Raw genomic sequence first — 18,839 nt, 5'->3', positions numbered from 1 at the left:
CTTAACGCCCTTTAAAATTTGGTTCACGTTTATTCATAAAGGCTTGTACCCCTTCACGATAATCTTCGGAACGACCCGCAATACGTTGTAAATCTCGCTCTAACAGCATTTGCTCATCAAAGGTGTTGTTGCTTGATTGATGAATGGCTTTTTTAATGAGAGACAGACCAAATGTAGGCTGTTTCGCTAAACGTTCAGCGAGTTCAGTCACTTTTGTTTTAAGCTCGGCGTCTTCTACAACATCCCAAATCATGCCCCATTCTTTTGCGGTTTCTGCTGGGAGCTTGTCACCTAACAAAGCCAATCCCATAGCACGCGCATGGCCTACAGCACGTGGTAAAAACCATGTACCCGCAGAGTCTGGAACCAAACCTAAGCGGCAAAAGGCTTGTACAAAGTTTGCCGATTTAGCTGCAATCACCAAGTCACACGCCAGTGCAATATTTGCCCCTGCACCTGCTGCCACACCATTTACCGCGCAAATCACAGGCTTTGGCATATTTACAATCGTTTTAATGAGCGGGTTATAGTAAGTTTCAATGGAATATCCTAAATCTGGAGCTTCAGCATTTGGGTCTACTACACGATCACCTAAATCTTGTCCTGCACAGAAGCCGCGGCCTTCACCACTAATTACGACGCAGCGAACATCCGGATTTTTGGTCCACAGGTTTAAAACCTCAGCCACTTCACGGTGCATATCAACGTTAAAGCTATTCAGTGCTTTTGGGCGGTTAAATGTCAGGTAGCCAACACCATTTTTTTCTTCAGCAATAATATTTTGATAGTCCATCACTCACCTCTAAACACTGGCTTTCTTTTCTCAAAGAAAGCATTAATCCCTTCGTTTCGATCTTTTGTAGCCGCCAGCCAGACAAAGTTTTGACGTTCAAACTTGAGTCCCTGACTTAACGTTGTTTCATGAATACTTTTAATTGATTGTTTAATCACGCGAATCGCTAGAGGTGCTTGTTTGGCAATTTTGGCTGCCAGTTGAACCGCATATTCGACGGTTAATTCAGCCGGCACCACTTGGCTGCAAATGCCGTGTTGCTCTGCCTGTTTTGCCGAAATCATCTCACCTGTCATGGCCCAGCGCATGGTGAGTTGTTGCCCAACCAAGCGTGCTAAACGCTGTGTTCCGCCTGCACCCGGCAACATGCCAAGGCCAATTTCAGGTAATGCAAAACGGGCATTTTCACCGCAAATCACCATATCTGAATGCAAAACCAACTCGAACCCAGCGCCTAAGGCATAACCATTGACTGCACTAATCAGTGGCTTACTAAACGCATCAATTTTTTGCCAAAGCTTCGGACGAATATCGAGTTGTAAAGTCACGGCGTCCATTGCAGCCAGCTCGCTAAGATCTGCTCCAGCAGCAAAACATTGTGAGTTACCTGTTAAAACCACTGCTTTGACTTGAGCATTATGTTCAGCTTCTTCGAGCAACTCGCACAAACACTGCAATGTTGCATTGTTTAAGGCATTTCTTTTTTCTGGACGGTTTAAGGTTAATAACAAAACACCGTCAGCAGCTGTACTGGCTTTGATCAACTCTTGCATGACAGCCTCTATTCATCAAAACTCAAGCGAACATTTGGGCCTTTCGGCAAGGTTTGACAGCTCAGCACATAGCCCTTTTCAACTTCATCTTCTTCAAGACTATAGTTAAGGAACATATCGACTTCGCCAGAAAGCACCTTACAACGACAGGTCGCACACACCCCACCTTTACATGCATACGGTAAGTCGGCACCAGCACGTAAAGCCGCATCAAGAATACTTTCATCATCTTGAGCCACAGAAACAATCAACTCACGACCATCTAAAATGATGTTTACTTTTTCTTCTTTACGATTTGCGTCCGCTTCGACACTACGTTTACGCGCTTGTCCTGTATGGAAACGTTCAGTGTGAATGCGCTCTTTGGCAATACCAAAGTTCGGCAAAGTGCTTTCTACAGCATTCATCATTTCGTCTGGGCCGCAGGCAAAAACATGGTCAAAGTTTGTTTCAAGCACTTCAAAATCAAAAAGCTGTTTTAACTTTTCTGCATCAATACGACCGTTCATGAGTTCGCTATCATTGAACTCACGAGAAAAGATATTGATGAGTTGAAATCGTTCTTTAAACTGATCTTTCAAATCCATAATTTGCTCGGCAAACATGGTTTGTTTCCAAGAGCGATTGCCATAGAGCAAGGTAAATTTAGCTTCAGGTTGTTCAAACAAGACTTGCTTAACAATCGATAAAATTGGGGTAATGCCACTCCCTGCAGCAACACCCAAGTAGTTTTGTCCGCCGATCTTGGCTGCTTTTTGAAAAAACACACCTTGTGGTGGCATGACTTCAAGTACATCGCCCACTTTCAAATGGTCATTTGCCCAGTTTGAAAATTGCCCTTGATCAATTTTTTTAACCGCAATGCTGATGTCTTCTTTGCCCGCATAACTACAAATTGAATAACAACGGCGGATTTCACCAGCTTCGGTTAAATGGCGAATGGTTAAGTGTTGACCTGGTTGAAATTGAAATTGTTCTTGTTGTTCAGGTACAACGTCAAATGCAATACAAATTGCCTGATCGGTTTGAGGCGTAATACTTTTTACTTTTAATGGTACAAATTGGCTCATGGCTGATTTCCTTATCTAAAGACTTAAATACATTTGAAGTAATCAAAAGGCTCAAGACAGTCCTGACATTTATAAAGTGCTTTACAGGCGGTAGAACTAAACTCTGTTAACAGTCGGGTATGTCGGCTTTTACAACGTGGGCACTCGACACCATCATTTAAATGAACGTGAGTTCCGCACTGATGCGCCAACCCTTCAGGTGGTGCAATGCCATAAACTTGTAGTTTCTTTTTCCCTGCTTCAGACATCCAGTCCGTGGTCCATGCTTCTGACAAATCGACCATGACTTTGACCGGTGTCAAAGCTTCTGCGGTAAATGCCTCAACAATTTGTGCTTTGAGCATATCTGTTGCTGGGCATCCGCTATATGTCGGAGTTAGACGAACAATAATTTCTTGTTGATCGTTAATCTCTACACCGCGGATCATGCCTAAATCGACAACCGATAAAACCGGAATTTCAGGGTCACTTACCGTTTGTAGAACATCCCAACATTGGTCGATGCAATGACGAATCATTTGCATGGCTCACCTCCTTGTCTTACCAGGTCATTCCCGGATAAGTTCTTTGAATACATTGCATTTCAGCCAACAAATAACCTAAATGCTCGGTATGTAATCCTTGTTTCGCACCACGGCGATAAGCACCGTTTACAGCAACATTTAATTCAAAACGCTTAAGCTCATCTGCAATGGTTTGGTTCCATTGTTCTTTTTCATTTGAAAAATCTGGAATCACGCCTTCTGCAACTAATGCTTTTTCGTCTGCACTCAATTCAAATAATTCAGCGGTAAAGCGCCATAAATTATTTAATCCATCTTGTACACGTTGATGTGCTTCATCTGTGCTTAAACTTAAACGTTCCATCCAGCTTGTCGAAAAGCGGATGTGATACTTCACTTCTTTTAAAGATTTCACAGCAAGGGCGCTTAATTCGGGAAGTGAGCTTTGCGCTAAAGCCGTAAATAAATGAAGATGGTAATGGTCCATCAACCACTGGCGTACAATCGTTTGTGCAAAGTCACCATTGGGTTGTTCACACAACAATAGGTTTAAAAACTCACGTTCTGTACGGAAATACGCAAGTTGGTCTTCATCACGCTTAGCTTCATCATATTGACCAGCCAAAGTCAGAAAGTTTCTTGCTTGACCTAACAAGTCCAAGCCGATATTTGCTAAGGCAATATCAATTTCTAGCTCAGGTGCATGCCCGCACCATTCAGCCAAACGCTGAGATAAAACCAGTTGGCTGTCGCCAATATGTAATAAGAATTTAGATAAAACTGAATGATTCATTTGCCATTCCCCTTACATGTGCTCAATGCCATCTGGGATATGGTAAAAAGTCGGATGACGATAAATCTTGTCTAGAGAAGGATCGAAAAATTCAGCTTTTTCATCTGGTTGTGATGACTTAATCAGTTCTGAACGAACCACCCAAATGCTAATTCCTTCATTACGGCGCGTATAAACATCACGAGCATGTTGCAATGCGATTTCATCATCAGGTGCTCTTAAGCTGCCTACATGACGGTGGCTTAAGCCTTGTTTACTACGTACAAATACTTCGTAGAGCGACCAGTTGTTTTTATCTTCCATTTTGATTTCCTCAAATTTTTCCATAAATCTTGTTAAGCCACTTTGTTCGCTTCAAGCTGCTGTTTTTTCGCGTAGACCACTGCTGCATCACGAACCCATTTGCCGTTTTCCCATGCTTTACGGCGTGCTTCGATACGCTCGTGATTACATGGTCCACGTCCGGCAATCACTTCATTAAATTCGTGCCAGTCAATCTCGCCAAACTCATAGTGGCCTGTTTCTTCATTAAACTTTAAATCTGGGTCTGGTACTTCCAAGCCAAGTTGCAACACTTGTGGTACGGTGTTATCAACAAACTTTTGACGTAATTCATCGTTACTAAAGCGTTTGATTTTCCACGCCATGCTTTGTGCGCTGTTTGGAGAATGCTCATCACTTGGACCAAACATCATCAGTGCTGGCCACCAATAGCGATTTACCGCATCTTGTGCCATCTGTTTTTGTTCTGGCGTACCGTTTGCCAAAGCCATCATGGCTTCAAAACCTTGGCGTTGGTGGAAACTTTCTTCTTTACAAATGCGTACCATCGCACGTGCATATGGCCCATATGAAGTACGGCAAAGCGCAACTTGGTTCACAATGGCTGCCCCATCGACAAGCCAGCCAATTGCAGCGACATCTGCCCAAGTCAAAGTTGGATAGTTAAAGATTGATGAGTATTTCATTTTCCCATCAATTAATTTTTCCATCATGTCATCACGGTCAGCACCTAAAGTTTCTGCCGCGCTATATAAATACAAACCATGACCCGCTTCATCTTGTACTTTCGCAAGCAAAACCGCTTTACGTTTTAAAGTCGGCGCACGAGTAATCCAGTTTCCTTCAGGCAACATACCTACAATTTCAGAATGGCCATGTTGTCCAATTTGACGAATTAATGTTTTGCGGTAGGCATCGGGCATTTGATCCTTAGCCTCGATCGTAATTTCATTGGCAATATTTTGTTCAAATTTCTGGTAATTGTTTTCCATTCTTTCATTCCCTGTAGGTATCACCCTTGAATCTATTTTTCGATACACTAAAAACAAAGTCAATCACTTTTTTAGTATCAAATTAAATCCAGCTAACAAATAAGAATTAAATATTTGAAATTAATAAATATTAATTAAAAACAAAAAATCTTTTTACGTTTACAAATCAAAATAAAGTTGACTTTTAGACAAATTAATCTGAAATTATGAATCATATTTTCACGATTTTTATAATTGATGTATCACATAAAAAAGGAGTTTGGTCATGCTTGAACAAGCACACCTAGAAGGAACCTCAACTGACACAGATTTTCAGCAGTCTGAGCATCAACTGCCTCATCTTGCTTCTTATGTCTATGGAACATGGCATTCGACGGGTGAAGAACTACGCCCTGTTTACAATGCCATTACAGGTGAAGCGATTTATGCCGTAAGTAGTCATGGCATAGATATGAAACGTGTTGTTCAATATGCGAAACAAAATGGTTCAGAACTGGCTAACTGGACGTTTCACCAACGTGCCAATGCGTTAAAACAAATTGCCCAACATTTACTTGAGCGTAAGGAAGACTTCTACAAACTTGCTTATGCAACAGGTGCGACTCGTAAAGATGCATGGATTGATATTGAAGGTGGCATCCAGACATTATTTGCTTATTCGAGTCTGGTTCGTCGTGAACTCAATGACGAAAAAATTATTACCGAAGACAACTGGATTCAATTATCTAAAAATGGAACTTTCGGCGCTAAACACATTTTAAGCCCAAAAGCAGGTGTTGCCGTTCACATCAACGCATTTAACTTCCCAATTTGGGGAATGCTTGAAAAAATTGCACCGACGCTACTTGCAGGTGTGCCATGTATTGTAAAACCTGCAACCGATGGCTCTCAATTAACTCAAGCTGTTGTAAAAGCCATTGAAGAAGCACATGTATTACCAAAAGGCTCGCTACAACTCATTTGTGGTCAGACTTATGACTTGTTCGACCACTTAGGCCCACAAGACTGCGTGACTTTTACAGGTTCTGCCTACACAGGCCAAAAACTACGTAACCACCCTCACCTCAATAAATATTCGATTCCATTTAGCATGGAAGCCGACTCGGTAAACAGCGCAATTTTAAGCCCTGATGCAAATGAAGAAACTGTCGATTTATTTGTGCGTGAAGTCTTCCGTGAAATGACTACAAAAGCAGGTCAAAAATGTACTGCGATTCGTCGCGCTTTCGTTCCTGAAAATTTGTTAGCGACTGTGCAAGAGAAGCTAACTGCCAAACTTGCTAAAGTTGTGGTGGGTGACCCTCAAAAAGAAGAAACCACCATGGGCGCTTTAGCCAGTATTAAACAAAAACATGACGTTGCAGAAAAGGTTGCCGAACTCAGCAAAGACGCAAAAATTGTTTTTGGTGGCAATGATAGCTTTACATTTAATGCAGACCATCCTGAAAAAGGTGCTTTTTTCGCTCCAACTTTATTGGTGTGCGAACAACCTTTACAAGCGACGAATGTTCATACCACAGAAGCTTTCGGTCCGGTATGTACACTCATGCCATATCAAAATATTGAAGAACTAGCTGATCTTGTTTCACGTGGTGAAGGTAGCCTAGTGGCTTCTGTCGTTAAAAATAATGATGAGAATATTGAACAAATTATTCAAAAAATTGCGCCTTGGCATGGCCGTGTGCATGTACTTGATGCAGAGTCAGCAAAAGAAAGTACAGGACATGGTTCACCACTTCCACATTTAGTACACGGCGGCCCTGGTCGTGCAGGTGGCGGTGAAGAGTTAGGTGGTATTCGTGCAGTTAAACATTATATGCAACGCACTGCAATTCAAGGTTCTCCAAACAGTTTAACGCAAATTACCCACTCATGGACTGCTGGCTCGAAAGTTAACGAAGACCGCGTACATCCATTTAAAAAGTCTTTTGATGAGTTAGTGATTGGTGAACGACTATTAACAGCACGCCGTACAGTCACTGAAGCTGATATTGTCAATTTCGCGTGTTTAAGCGGTGACTACTTCTATGCACATACTGACAAAATCGCAGCGGCCGAGTCTTTCTTTGGTGAACGTGTGGCACACGGCTACTTCATTGTGTCTGCCGCAGCAGGTCTATTTGTAGATGCAGCACAAGGCCCTGTGATTGCCAATTACGGTATGGACAACTTACGCTTTGTTGAACCGGTTAAAATTGGTGACTCGATTCAGGTTGAACTCACCTGTAAACAGAAAACACCTAAACCACAAAAAGACCCGTCTCAACCTGCGCATGGCGTTGTAGTGTGGGATATCAAAGTCAAAAACCAACGTAGTGAACTGGTCGCAACTTACGACATTTTAACTTTAGTTGCTCGCGAGGCTTAATGTTTAAATTGAGATGGGGTCACCTCGTCCCCATCTCATTTTTTTAGCACTCAATGGCGTTAACAGCGAGACCACCTTTTGAAGTCTCTTTATATTTCTCAGACATATCTTTGCCTGTTTCTTTCATAGTCTGGATCACTTTATCTAGGGTGACAAAGTGTTCATCGTCATCATGAAGCGCCATTTGAGCTGCGTTAATGGCTTTTACGGCTGCAATTGCATTTCGCTCAATGCAAGGCACCTGAACCAAACCACCAATCGGGTCACACGTTAACCCTAAATTATGTTCAAGCCCAATTTCAGCCGCATGCTCCACTTGCTCAGGTGAGGCACCTAAGATTTCGGCTAAACCTGCCGAAGCCATTGCACATGCCGAGCCGACTTCTCCCTGACACCCTACTTCTGCACCAGAAATAGAAGCATTGAGTTTACATAAAATGCCAACGGCTGCCGCACTTAAAAAGAAACGAACCACTTTATCTTCGGAAAAGTCTTTAGAGAAAGTCACGTAGTAATATAAAACTGCCGGAATAATTCCTGCGGCCCCATTTGTAGGTGCCGTCACTACTCGACCGCCAGCAGCATTTTCTTCATTTACCGCTAAGGCAAATAAATTGACCCATTCCATCGCATGAAAAGTCGTCACAATCAAGTTTGAGTTTTTCTTATTTAATAACTTATCGTGAATTTTTTTAGCCCGACGTTTTACGTTTAATCCGCCAGGTAATATGCCTTCATTAATTAATCCGTTGTGAATACATTGCTGCATCACTTTCCAGATTTCCATAATCTTGCTACGAATCTCAGCTTCACTCCGCCAGCTTTTTTCATTTTCAAGCATTAACTCGCTCACTGATAAATGATGAGTTCTACATAAGCTTAAAAGTTCAGCCGCACTGTGAAATGGATATGGAACTTTAACGTCGTTGGTTTCAGTTTGGGTATGTGTTAATTGTCTTTCACTGACAATAAAGCCACCACCAACCGAATAGTAAGTTTCTGTATATAAAATTTCTTGAGCCCCGTTATACGCAATCAGTTCCATTGCATTGGGGTGATAAGGCAAAGATTCATCTAAAAAAAGCACATCATGCTTATAGTCAAAAGAAATACTCTTTTGCTGATTAAGCTGGATGGCTTTATTTTCAAGAACATCTTCAATCAAGCTTGTACTTACTTGAGTATCAATATGTTCAGGGTCAAAACCCATTAAACCTAACAGAACAGCCTTATCTGTCGCATGACCAACACCAGTTGCCGACAGCGAACCGTATAACTTCACCTGAACTCTAACCGTGGCTTGTAAATCGTTTTGCTTCAATAAATCTTCCACAAAACTGTATGCCGCACGCATTGGTCCAACTGTATGGGAGCTAGATGGGCCGATGCCAATTTTAAAAAGATCAAATACACTAATAAACACGTGGTCCTACCTTCGATTCATTATTATTCGTATGTTCGTCATTATTTTGTCCTTTCGGATAGCTCTAAAATTATCATTAAGCCAAGTACAAATCACGAATAACTCTTCGGCAGTAGCACAAAAAGACAACGGTTGAACAATCACTATAAATAACTTTGTTCACAGCCATAACTTTTGTAGTTTTTATTAACAAATATAAATGTATTAGCGCCCCCTTCCTTAAAACAAGTACAGGAAGTTGTACAAATAAAAAACTACAAATATTAGCCATTAGTCGCACCTCCCTATTTTTATTCATTTTTGCTGGTAAAGTGCTTTACATGGTTTGATACAACCTACTTAACTCAGATGCATAATTCACCTGTTCTTGCATCTGATGTTTTTCTGCCTCTAGTCCGCTAGGGGCTTTTTTTATTATTGATTTAAAAGCTGATATATTAAATTTCTAGACATAATTAAAGACAAGAAAAATGGATCGAGTTTTCAAATTAAGTGTTTTAAGTTGCCCTATTTTATTATTAAGTGGTTGTATTGGTTGTTATAACCCAACAGGCTGTAACCGTGATGATTCGCCTTATTTCTATACAACACAAATCACTCAAGTCAAAGGTGTAACGGTTCCTGTTGGAACAAAACTGGTTTACAAATCTCAAAAGTCAAAACAGAAAAATGAGCAAACTGCGCCTCTTAAAGAAGAGAATATAACGTGGATAAAGCTACCGAAAGATACGGCTATACTTTGGGGAGGAATGCCTACCAATCATCTCCTTCAGTTTGCTAATCCTGAAATGCAAGGATTTACAGCCTACCGAGCACAAGAAGCTCCAGCTGTATATTCCAATCAATTTTTAAAACTCTGGAAAGAATGTGATAGTGATTTAGATATCTCGATCAAAAATAAAAATGACTGGAGCTTTAACCCTGCAAATATGAAAATTATTGGATGCGGAATTAACTATCAAGAAAGAGCTTCATACAACACCAACAATCCAAGCCAAGACAAAGTGGATATTTTTCTCATCAAAATTAATCAGGCTTTACAGAAGCTGCCACAACAAAAAGAGTATCCTGACATTCACTATGCCGAAAATTAAAATAGAAAAAGCCCACATTTCTGCAGACTCTTTTCTTTAAAATTTGATTTACCAAACTTTAATTAACATATTAACCACAGGTTGCTTGAGTAATTTTCTTAGAAGCAGGATCAATAGTAACTGTAACTCGGTTTGTACGATAATCCATAGTCATTGGTTGACCAGGAGCCACTTTGCGCACAATTTCTGATTTAGTTTTTTGTTTAATTTGATCATCAGTAAGGCCAGATTGACCCACTAATTTTTGAGCTTCTTCTGCTACACAGTTCGCTTGGTTATCACGGAATAATTTCCATTCTTCCACGACTTGGCCATTTGGTAAGTGACAATACCCAACCTGACCATTTGCTTCATTTCTAATTTCTAATTTCCCGCCTTGTTCAACACAATATTGACTAGCTGGGTTTGGTGAACCAATTTTTGGTGGAGTTGGATCTTTATGTTGTACAGATGAACAAGCCGTTAACGAAACAAGCGCTAAACCAAGAAAGATAATTTTTTTCATAAATTTTTGCTTCTTAATAAAAAAACTAAAGATATCAAAAAAATTCATGTTTCATGTGTCTTGTTTACAATAAAAAACTCACTTAGGAGTTCTACTCACCATTTCTTTAATTGATTGGAATTTAAGATTTTCCTTTCTAAAAATAATTATCAAAATATTGCGATCATGGCCTTTCCAAAATTCGTGCTCCAGATCCCTCTTGCCCTAAAACATCTTCAGGATTTCTTAATGGACATTGCTCTAATGATAAGCAACCGCAACCAATACACCAGTCCATTTCATCCCGTAACCTCGTTAATTTTTGAATACGATCATCGAGATCTTTTCGCCAATGGCTTGATAACTCTTTCCACTGTTTAGCTGTTAATTTGCTCCCCATAGGATATGCGCTAAGAGCCTCTTTAATTTCATTTAAAGGAATTCCTACTCTTTGAGCAACTTTAATAATCGCAATATATCTTAAAACGATTAAGGGAAAACGGCGCTGATTACCATTGGTTCTTATACTTTTTATCAGCCCTTTCGTCTCATAAAAATGTAGGGTCGAGACAGGAACTCCACTCCTTTTTGCAACTTCACCCACAGTCAAAACTCGACTAGAGTCAGCTTTTTTATTTTCACTTATCATGATTAACCTCAACTTTACTCGAGGTTTATAAAAGAGCATCTTTACTTTGTCAAATAAAAATTCAAACACCTTAACTGCTAAAAACCACTATTATGAGCTTATCTGTCTTGGCTTTTCTATAAGCGCTGTGAAAATAAATTTGATACGATTATTAATTCAATTAAATTTTAGAAATTAATTTTGTAGGGTACATGGACACCCGCAAATCCAAAACATGTTATAAACAAAAGGCATTGGTGCTCCTAATGGATAGACCTTAGCTTGCTCGATCTTATAAGTTTTTTTACGTGACTCAATGTGAAGTATATTATCGTAGCGAGCAACTACAATTCCCTTTTTATATAATTTTTTCCGTTCATTCTTTGCATCAAATTTATATACCAAAAAGTAAACTTTTTCTCCTACGCTGATCTTTGAATGATTAACCATAATGTAACCATTACAATACTTACATTGCCAATCTTTCATATCTCAAATAATCACACACTTAAATTTAAAAACACATCGAATTTTATAGTATAGATTTATTAAAGCTACAAATCTAAAGAAATATTTTAATTGAAAAAATAAGGTTTATTTGTGACAGACATCACAATAAAAAATTTAAAATTATATCTAGAAACATCAATTACTTACCTAGCTGTTTTTTAGTATTATTATTTTAAAAAATATTAAATTTATCTATATTTTATATTACTATATAGTATTTCGGTTAATAAATTTAAAAGTGCCTATATAAATAATTTTAATACTTAATAATCTAATTATTTCATTATATTCAACTAAACCACAAATAAAGTAATAAATAAATTTTAAGATGTTTAAATTAATTTCATGTTTAATTGAAAATAATTCAGTTCACATTATACAAAATAAAAATATATAATCATTAGAATTACAATTTAATTTTTTATTATGTCAACTCAACGTTTAAAATTAGAACTTCCATCTGGACATGATCAGTTATTACTTCATTCTTGCTGTGCTCCTTGTTCAGGAGAAGTTATGGAGGCATTAATTGATTCTGGAATTAAATTTTCAATATTTTTTTATAATCCCAATATTCATCCGGTAAAAGAATATCTCATCCGTAAGGAAGAAAATATTCGTTTTGCAGAAAAGCATAATATTCCATTTATCGATGCAGATTATGATACGGATAATTGGTTTGCTCGAGCTAAAGGTATGGAAGATGAACCAGAACGCGGTATTCGTTGTACCATGTGTTTCGATATGCGTTTCGAGCGAACTGCCCTTTACGCACATGAACACGGCTTTAGTCTCATCAGTAGTTCGTTAGGAATTTCTCGTTGGAAAAATATGGCTCAAATTAATGATTGCGGAATTCGAGCAGCATCCAATTATCCAGATATTCAATATTGGGATTATAACTGGCGAAAAAATGGTGGCTCTAGTCGAATGATTGAAATCAGTAAGCGAGAGGAATTCTATCAACAGGAATATTGTGGTTGTGTATATTCTTTACGTGACACCAACCGTTGGCGTATGAGTAATGGTCGAGACCGAATTAAACTAGGTGTTAAGTTTTATAGTAATGCCATGGAAGAAGATTAAATCCTATTCTCCTTAAAAAATTAATTCATTCTAAGCTGTATTTATTCCTAATAAAAAAAGGCCACATCTGGAGAATGTGGCCAAAAGGTGTACTGTACTGAGCTTTGATATTATTAAAATAATGAAGTTAGCTTAAAATAAGATTAATAAATCTTTTAAATTTAAATTTTTTAAAATTTCATCAAAATATTAAAATCGAATAAATATTTTGCCCTTCTCATTAAAAATAAAATCACTCTAAAATCCTGATATAATTTTGAAAAGTTTAGCTATTTTACTTTTTGATACTGATGGCTAGTCTCTTGATATTTTCCACCATTTCCTCAGGTTGATGTGCAGCATAGCCCAACAGAACTGCTGCTTTTTTCGACTCAAGTTGACAATATCTTGATAGAGGTTGAATCTCCAAATCCAATGCCGAGCAATGAGAAATAAACTCCTGCTCAGTCCATGATGCTTTTAACCAACATATAAGATGAATGCCTGAATCTGTTGGCTGAACATCGAGTACATCTGAAAGGTATTCATTAATAGCGTTAATCAATACTTGTTGACGCTCATAGCATGCTTTTCGAACTTTACGTACATGTCGAGCATAGTGGCCTTGTTGAATGAATAGAGCTAAAGCGACCTGCTCTAAATATGAACTTCGCACGTCAGTATAATATTTAGCTGCACTAAAGGTTTCAATTAATGCTTCAGGTACAACCATGAACCCTAAACGAAACTCTGGAAACATCATCTTGGTAAAAGTGCCAGAATAAATGACTCTTTGCTGCTGATCTAAACCTTGTAGAGCTTGAATTGGGTGAGTGCCATAGCGAAACTCACTATTATAATCGTCTTCAAAAATCCATTTTTCTTCTTTGTTTGCCCAATCTAATAAAGCAAAACGGCGAGCTAAACTTAAAGTTCCTCCTAAAGGAAATTGATGTGAAGGTGCTGTATATACCAGTTTGCTTTTGAAGTAATGATTTGTAATGTCAGAGATTTGCATTCCCTCCTCATCACTCTCGATCAAATTTACCTGTGCACCAAAACTTCGAAAAATCTTAAAAGCTGCATCATATCCCGGCTCATCCAAACACACTTCATCATTTGCTTGAAGTAATGCATAGGCTGTTAAATGAATAGCTTGCTGCGTTCCGTTTACGATAATAATTTGCTCTTCGTTGCAGTTCAGCCCTCGGGTGGAGCGAACATATTCACAAATTGCCTGACGCAAAGGTAGATAGCCACGTGGGTCGTAAAATTGACCAAGCTGATAATACGACTGCCGCCAAGCTTGTGTTAATAGCTTGCCCCACAGTTGATGAGGAAATAAATCAATACAACCTACCCCTACATGAAACATCTTTTTCTTTTTACTTAACCATGACTGCTTGCGCCATGAATCCAATAAATTTTCAAGATTTGGATTAATATTTAAGGAACGATGAGTATTTTTAGACGTTTCTTTTGAATTTTTTTGAACATGTATTAACTGATCTGGCACAACCTCAGCAACATAGGTACCCGAACTTGGTTTGGTAAATAAATATCCCTCATCCAGTAATCGTTCAAGAGCCGCCAATACAGAATTTCTTGAAATTGACATCATCTCTGCCAAAGCACGACTTGAGGGTAATTTTATTCCGGCAGTCAGTCTTCCATCTAAAATGGCATCACGCAAAGCCGTATATAGTCCATCTTTAATCTGGCCTTTTGGCAAAATTAAATGTGGAAAAGATGCAGAAATCGGAGCTGCCATATTAAAACTGGTACTGTGAAAAATATCAAAAGTGTATCTTATAAAAATACCACTATCAAAACTACACTCTAGTTGTCGATTTTTTATTACTTTAAAACAGAGTGTAATTATTATGCAAAATCAAGGTCTTCAAATCGTTCCTGTTCAGCAGCAAGATTATTCACAATGGGAAAAATATTGGCTTGCTTACCAAAATTTTTATCAAGTGAATTTACCCCTTCATGTCACAAAAGTAACATGGGAACGTTTCTTCGATGAAAATGAACCTGTGTACTGTGCCGTTGCTAAACAAGGTGAGCAGGTTTTAGGAATTGTGCACTATGTTATTCATCGTTCAACATGGGCAGAAAATAATTACTGTTATCTAGAAGACCTGTATGTTTCACCTGAAGTTCGTGGGCAACACATTGGTAAGCAACTCATTGAATATGTGCAGAAGCAAGCAATCAAACACAACTGTGACCGTTTATATTGGCATACTCAAAAAACCAATCTAACAGCGCAAAAGCTTTATGACTGGATTGCACAAAAACCAGGAATTATTGAATATCGTATGCCTTTAAACTAAAAAGTGAAAACACCAAAAGCTGGAGTGCTTTGGGTGTCTAAATTTTAGTACGAATACGCTTAATCACTTTGTCATTAATAGTTGAGCATTGATTAAACGCAGCAAAACGCTTGAGCTCTTGTTCCAGTTCGAAGAAGAAGAGCTCCTTATTTTTTACTGTTTTTTCCAGATGTAGGCTAATCACTTCTAATTCTTTGATAGAACGATGCGCTTTACAATCTACTCGGCCTACTAACTCGTCTTGATATATGATCGGCAAGCAAAAATAACCATATACTCGTTTAGCCGCTGGTACATAGCATTCAATGCGGTAATCAAATTCAAATAAGGAAGCTAGACGGTCACGATGAATAAGAGAATTATCAAAAGGCGATAGTATTTTTAAACCAAAATCAGTACTAACCTTTTGTTCCATTGCAGCAACATCAACATATAAAGTTTGACCATTCTCAAGTTTAATTGCTGATACAACACCTGCATCAATATGTTCTTTCAGAACGACACGCATAGTTTCTTTTAAATCATTTTTCTTTAGATGAACTAATTGTTTCCATGTAAATGCACCATGTGCTCGAAGCGTATTATTAAATAAATACTGCGCATATTCATAAAGTGTAGGCATACTTAAATCAATATTTTCAGGCAAGCAGCGCTCGGTCAAATCAAAGACCTTTTCCATTCCGTTACGCTCACAGATCATCAGGTCACCCTGCATATATAACTGCTCAAAAGCACGGCGGCCTGGTCCGGTATTCCACCAGTTTCCCAAACTCTTTTTATTATTCTTATCAATATCACGGAGACGAATTTTTCCTTCAGCACGAACACGTGCCAAAATTTCATTCATAAGGTGTTGATCACCTCTATTGAAATAACGGCTTTCTCCGTTCCTGACAGACATCATGGCAGGCAATGCATAGCGATAATCTTTCATAGGAAGATAAGATGCGGCATGATACCAATATTCAAAAATCTGGCGCTCACGAACCAAACTATTTAAATGATTTAATTCATAGTCAGGCACTCGGCTCCACAATATATGGTGATGAGCTCGCTCTACAACCGATATGGTATCAATCTGTACATATCCTAAATGCTCAATCGCCTGTAAAGTTCCATCCACACCTTTTGTAAATCGACTGGTTTTTCCTAAACCTTGATTAAATAAAGTGAGCTGTTTCAAAGAAGAAGTCATAGAAATCAAATATTGTTGTATTCATTTAGAAGCAGAAAAATTTCAGTTCTATCCTATCACTATTTCCTAATTTGCTTGTGCTTTAGCATCAGTAATTCTTTATAAAAAAAATCTCGGCTAACTCAACATTTTACAGACTCATCTTAAAATAACTTTTAGGAGCCAATCTAATCACTAAAATAACAACCAATATCACACTGGCTAAATGGAAAAGCCATCCTGCTTTGTAAACCCCCGTAAGATCATGCAAAATTGCAATAATCCACGGCGGGATTGCTGCCAGTAAAAAACCACCACCCTGCATCAGTGCAGATAAAGCACCTGCATGAGTCGGATCATCAAAATGGTCTAATGCAACGATAAGCATTAATGCAAAACATCCCCCCAAACCTACGCCCAAACAAATTGCCCAAAGTATAGAGGCAAAATCAGGCATAAAAGCCATTCCAGAGAAACCGACTAGCTGCATTGCCAACGTAAACCATAACCATGGACGTCGGTCTTTATATTTCCTAGCTAAAACAGGCAAAATTAGCGCTGAAGCTGCTTGGCTCAAGGCCAGCAAAGCGAGTAATTTTCCACTTTGTGCTGCACTCCAACCCTGATCTTGAAAAGAAGGTGCCAACCACGCTACTACGGACGAGTAGCCACCATTTACAAGTCCAAAGCACATCATTAATAACCATGTTCGAGGTTGATTTAACAACTTGCGTACAGGCGCATGATGAATGGATGAACTAACTTTTATAGGTAAAAAGACAAGCGCCAATATAAATGCAAATAAAGCTGGAATGGTAAAAAAAGCTAGGCCAATCGACCAGACATCCGTTATATTTGAAATTATAGGAGCTAACCATGCACCTAGTGCTCCTCCTCCCATGAGCATAGCCGAATAAAGCCCCATCATCGGCCCAATATATTGGCTAAATTCTCGTTTAATCATACCGGGAAAAGCCGCTTGTATCATCGCAACTCCGAATCCAATTAATATTGCACTAAGAATTAATCCTTCGGATGTAGGAAATAAAAATCGGACAGCACATCCTCCACAAATGGCCAGCAATGCACCAAGAATAGCTTTTCGTTCGCCGACATAGTTCTGCAATATTGGGCCAACAAATGCAATGACTCCCATAAGCATCATCGGTAGCAAAGTAAGTAGTGCTATCCCTTGTAAGCTTAAACCAGTGGCTGTTCGAATATTGGCAATCAATGGTCCAATACTCGTTATAAATGGTCTTAAATTAAGGCCAACTAAAGCCACAGTTACAATGAGCATCGGCTGGGTCAAAAAAGCTCCAGACTGCTTCATTATTTTGAGCCTGAATGATTGGCTTGATAATTCTTCCAATGCGCATAAAGATCAGTGCGGTTTTCAACTCTGATCGGTATATATTGAATTTTCATTGATTGCTCAGCAAAGGGCTTGGCAAGCTCAATATATATTTCAGCTGTAGACAAACCAAATGGTGTTCCGTCTTCATTAGAATAAGCATAGCTCACCGACTTTATACCAGCTAAACGCATCGCAGCCATACACATTGGGCATGGATGGCCACTTGCATACACAGAGCAGCCTTCTAAATTGGCAGATCCTAAAACTTGGCTGGCTGCACGAATCGCCAGTAATTCAGCATGTGCGGTTGGGTCATTCGTTACCAGAATCTGATTTACGCCTGAAGCAATAATTTCTCCATTTTTTACAACCACAGCACCAAATGGCCTGCCACCTTTTTCGATATTGTTATAGGCAAGCTCAATCGCCTTACGTAAAAACTGTTCACCTTTTTCCATCACATACTCTCACTTTCTATTTTGCACCAGCTGCAAGAAGTCTTTTTTCAATTTCGAGGTATCCTCGTGACCGCGCATGTTCTAAGGGAGTTATCCCGTCTTTATCTGCCAAGTTCGGATCAGCACCTGCTTTCAATAAAAGCTCTACAATGTGTTGATATTTAGGTTCTCCATTTCCCAAAATGATGGCCTCAAGTAATGCTGTCCAACCCAAATTATTCACATGATTAACATCTACACCGGCCGCAATTAATGTACGGACTGTTTCAACATTGCCTCGTTCCGCTGCTGGAATTAGCGCAGTTCCACCGTAACGGTTAATACTTTTTAAATCGGCACCATGCATGAGTGTCATTCTTAGAATTTTTAAATATCCCTGTGCACCAGCATATAAATATGGACTGTCTTGAATATTGTCTTTTGCATTTACATCGGCACCAGCCTCTATCAGCATATGAGCAGCATGTACATTATTTGCTCTTGTAGCGACCATCAAAGCAGTCGAACCAGTTTCATCTCGCTCATCAATTAAAGCTTTTTGAGATAAAATCCGTTTGATAGATTGTGTGTCATTATTTATCACTGCCTGATGTAAAGGATACTCACCCATTGCATTCGTCATATTTGTAAAACCCGACGCCCCTAATGCGACAATCAGATTCATCCATATTAGTGACTTACGCATGGTGGCCTCCCAATAGAAATTTTTGGCTAAACATTTTATAAATAGAAT

20 protein-coding genes are annotated in these 18,839 nt (G+C 38.9%); 4 read left to right on the top strand and 16 right to left on the bottom strand.

Features of this window, described 5'->3' with window-relative positions:
* Position 1 precedes the first annotated feature (1 nt).
* The 7 genes from paaG to paaA are packed head-to-tail and all read right to left on the bottom strand — an operon-like array spanning position 2 to position 5,206.
* Entirely contained in the window at positions 2-793 is a 792-nt protein-coding gene (paaG, locus tag J536_RS17560) for a 2-(1,2-epoxy-1,2-dihydrophenyl)acetyl-CoA isomerase PaaG (protein WP_000386291.1), read from the bottom strand.
* Positions 793-1,566 carry an enoyl-CoA hydratase-related protein gene (locus tag J536_RS17555; protein ID WP_032063501.1) on the bottom strand — a complete coding sequence of 258 codons (774 nt, stop codon included), beginning with the start codon at positions 1,564-1,566 and terminating at the stop codon, positions 793-795. The genes paaG and J536_RS17555 overlap by 1 nt, the downstream gene beginning before the upstream one ends.
* An 8-nt stretch (positions 1,567-1,574) precedes the next feature.
* On the bottom strand, positions 1,575-2,636 hold the full coding sequence (gene paaE / locus J536_RS17550; RefSeq protein ID WP_032063500.1) for a 1,2-phenylacetyl-CoA epoxidase subunit PaaE: 1,062 nt from the start codon (positions 2,634-2,636) through the stop codon (positions 1,575-1,577).
* A 23-nt stretch (positions 2,637-2,659) separates the two neighbouring features.
* Entirely contained in the window at positions 2,660-3,160 is a 501-nt protein-coding gene (paaD, locus tag J536_RS17545) for a 1,2-phenylacetyl-CoA epoxidase subunit PaaD (protein WP_001177938.1), read from the bottom strand.
* 16 nt (positions 3,161-3,176) lie between these two features.
* Positions 3,177-3,932: a 1,2-phenylacetyl-CoA epoxidase subunit PaaC gene (gene paaC / locus J536_RS17540; protein WP_001016792.1), complete on the bottom strand. Its 756-nt coding sequence runs from the start codon at positions 3,930-3,932 to the stop codon at positions 3,177-3,179.
* Between the two features lie 12 nt (positions 3,933-3,944).
* Positions 3,945-4,235, bottom strand: coding sequence for a 1,2-phenylacetyl-CoA epoxidase subunit PaaB (paaB, locus tag J536_RS17535; protein WP_032063499.1), 291 nt, complete (start codon positions 4,233-4,235; stop codon positions 3,945-3,947).
* 32 nt (positions 4,236-4,267) lie between these two features.
* On the bottom strand, positions 4,268-5,206 hold the full coding sequence (gene paaA / locus J536_RS17530; protein WP_014206395.1) for a 1,2-phenylacetyl-CoA epoxidase subunit PaaA: 939 nt from the start codon (positions 5,204-5,206) through the stop codon (positions 4,268-4,270).
* A 265-nt stretch (positions 5,207-5,471) separates the two neighbouring features.
* Here paaA and paaZ point away from each other — a divergent pair, with 265 nt between their 5' ends.
* A complete protein-coding gene (paaZ, locus tag J536_RS17525) occupies positions 5,472-7,574 on the top strand; it encodes a phenylacetic acid degradation bifunctional protein PaaZ (protein ID WP_032063498.1) in 2,103 nt (700 codons plus the stop codon).
* Between the two features lie 43 nt (positions 7,575-7,617).
* Here paaZ and J536_RS17520 read toward each other — a convergent pair whose 3' ends face one another.
* Complete coding sequence (locus J536_RS17520; protein WP_002114276.1) at positions 7,618-8,997, bottom strand: L-serine ammonia-lyase; 1,380 nt, start codon at positions 8,995-8,997, stop codon at positions 7,618-7,620.
* Positions 8,998-9,467: 470 nt separating this feature from the next.
* On the opposite strand from J536_RS17520, the gene J536_RS17515 reads away from it, so the two are divergent.
* Positions 9,468-10,091, top strand: coding sequence for a hypothetical protein (locus J536_RS17515; protein ID WP_032063497.1), 624 nt, complete (start codon positions 9,468-9,470; stop codon positions 10,089-10,091).
* Between the two features lie 70 nt (positions 10,092-10,161).
* Here J536_RS17515 and J536_RS17510 read toward each other — a convergent pair whose 3' ends face one another.
* The 3 genes from J536_RS17510 to J536_RS0104630 form a co-directional block, all read right to left on the bottom strand.
* Positions 10,162-10,596: an I78 family peptidase inhibitor gene (locus tag J536_RS17510; protein ID WP_005076719.1), complete on the bottom strand. Its 435-nt coding sequence runs from the start codon at positions 10,594-10,596 to the stop codon at positions 10,162-10,164.
* 163 nt (positions 10,597-10,759) lie between these two features.
* Positions 10,760-11,224, bottom strand: a complete 465-nt coding sequence (soxR, locus tag J536_RS17505; RefSeq protein ID WP_032003334.1) for a redox-sensitive transcriptional activator SoxR — start codon at positions 11,222-11,224, stop codon at positions 10,760-10,762.
* Positions 11,225-11,398: 174 nt separating this feature from the next.
* Complete coding sequence (locus J536_RS0104630) at positions 11,399-11,692, bottom strand: hypothetical protein (protein WP_016141447.1); 294 nt, start codon at positions 11,690-11,692, stop codon at positions 11,399-11,401.
* A 447-nt stretch (positions 11,693-12,139) separates the two neighbouring features.
* Between J536_RS0104630 and J536_RS17500 the strand changes: the two genes are divergently transcribed.
* A complete protein-coding gene (locus tag J536_RS17500; protein WP_005070032.1) occupies positions 12,140-12,799 on the top strand; it encodes an epoxyqueuosine reductase QueH in 660 nt (219 codons plus the stop codon).
* A 274-nt stretch (positions 12,800-13,073) separates the two neighbouring features.
* Here the strand turns inward: J536_RS17500 and J536_RS17495 are convergent, their stop codons facing one another.
* Positions 13,074-14,549 carry a PLP-dependent aminotransferase family protein gene (locus J536_RS17495; protein WP_032063496.1) on the bottom strand — a complete coding sequence of 492 codons (1,476 nt, stop codon included), beginning with the start codon at positions 14,547-14,549 and terminating at the stop codon, positions 13,074-13,076.
* A gap of 112 nt (positions 14,550-14,661) precedes the next feature.
* On the opposite strand from J536_RS17495, the gene J536_RS17490 reads away from it, so the two are divergent.
* Positions 14,662-15,117, top strand: a complete 456-nt coding sequence (locus J536_RS17490) for a GNAT family N-acetyltransferase (protein ID WP_032056488.1) — start codon at positions 14,662-14,664, stop codon at positions 15,115-15,117.
* A gap of 37 nt (positions 15,118-15,154) precedes the next feature.
* On the opposite strand, the gene J536_RS17485 is transcribed toward J536_RS17490, so the two are convergent.
* From J536_RS17485 to J536_RS17470, 4 genes are all read right to left on the bottom strand, one after another.
* Positions 15,155-16,312 (bottom strand): winged helix-turn-helix domain-containing protein, encoded by a 1,158-nt coding sequence (locus tag J536_RS17485; protein WP_032063495.1) that lies wholly within the window; start codon positions 16,310-16,312, stop codon positions 15,155-15,157.
* A 130-nt stretch (positions 16,313-16,442) separates the two neighbouring features.
* Entirely contained in the window at positions 16,443-17,624 is a 1,182-nt protein-coding gene (locus J536_RS17480) for a cyanate transporter (RefSeq protein ID WP_032063494.1), read from the bottom strand.
* Positions 17,624-18,106: a nucleoside deaminase gene (locus tag J536_RS17475; RefSeq protein WP_032056491.1), complete on the bottom strand. Its 483-nt coding sequence runs from the start codon at positions 18,104-18,106 to the stop codon at positions 17,624-17,626. The genes J536_RS17480 and J536_RS17475 overlap by 1 nt, the downstream gene beginning before the upstream one ends.
* Positions 18,107-18,122: 16 nt before the next feature.
* A complete protein-coding gene (locus tag J536_RS17470; RefSeq protein WP_032056492.1) occupies positions 18,123-18,791 on the bottom strand; it encodes an ankyrin repeat domain-containing protein in 669 nt (222 codons plus the stop codon).
* Between the last annotated feature and the right edge of the window lie 48 nt (positions 18,792-18,839).

It is taken from the genome of Acinetobacter sp. 809848, from assembly GCF_000581275.1.
Taxonomy (GTDB): domain Bacteria; phylum Pseudomonadota; class Gammaproteobacteria; order Pseudomonadales; family Moraxellaceae; genus Acinetobacter; species Acinetobacter pittii.
Note: the sequence above shows the minus strand (reverse complement) of the source record. Positions and strands in the feature narration are given on the sequence as shown.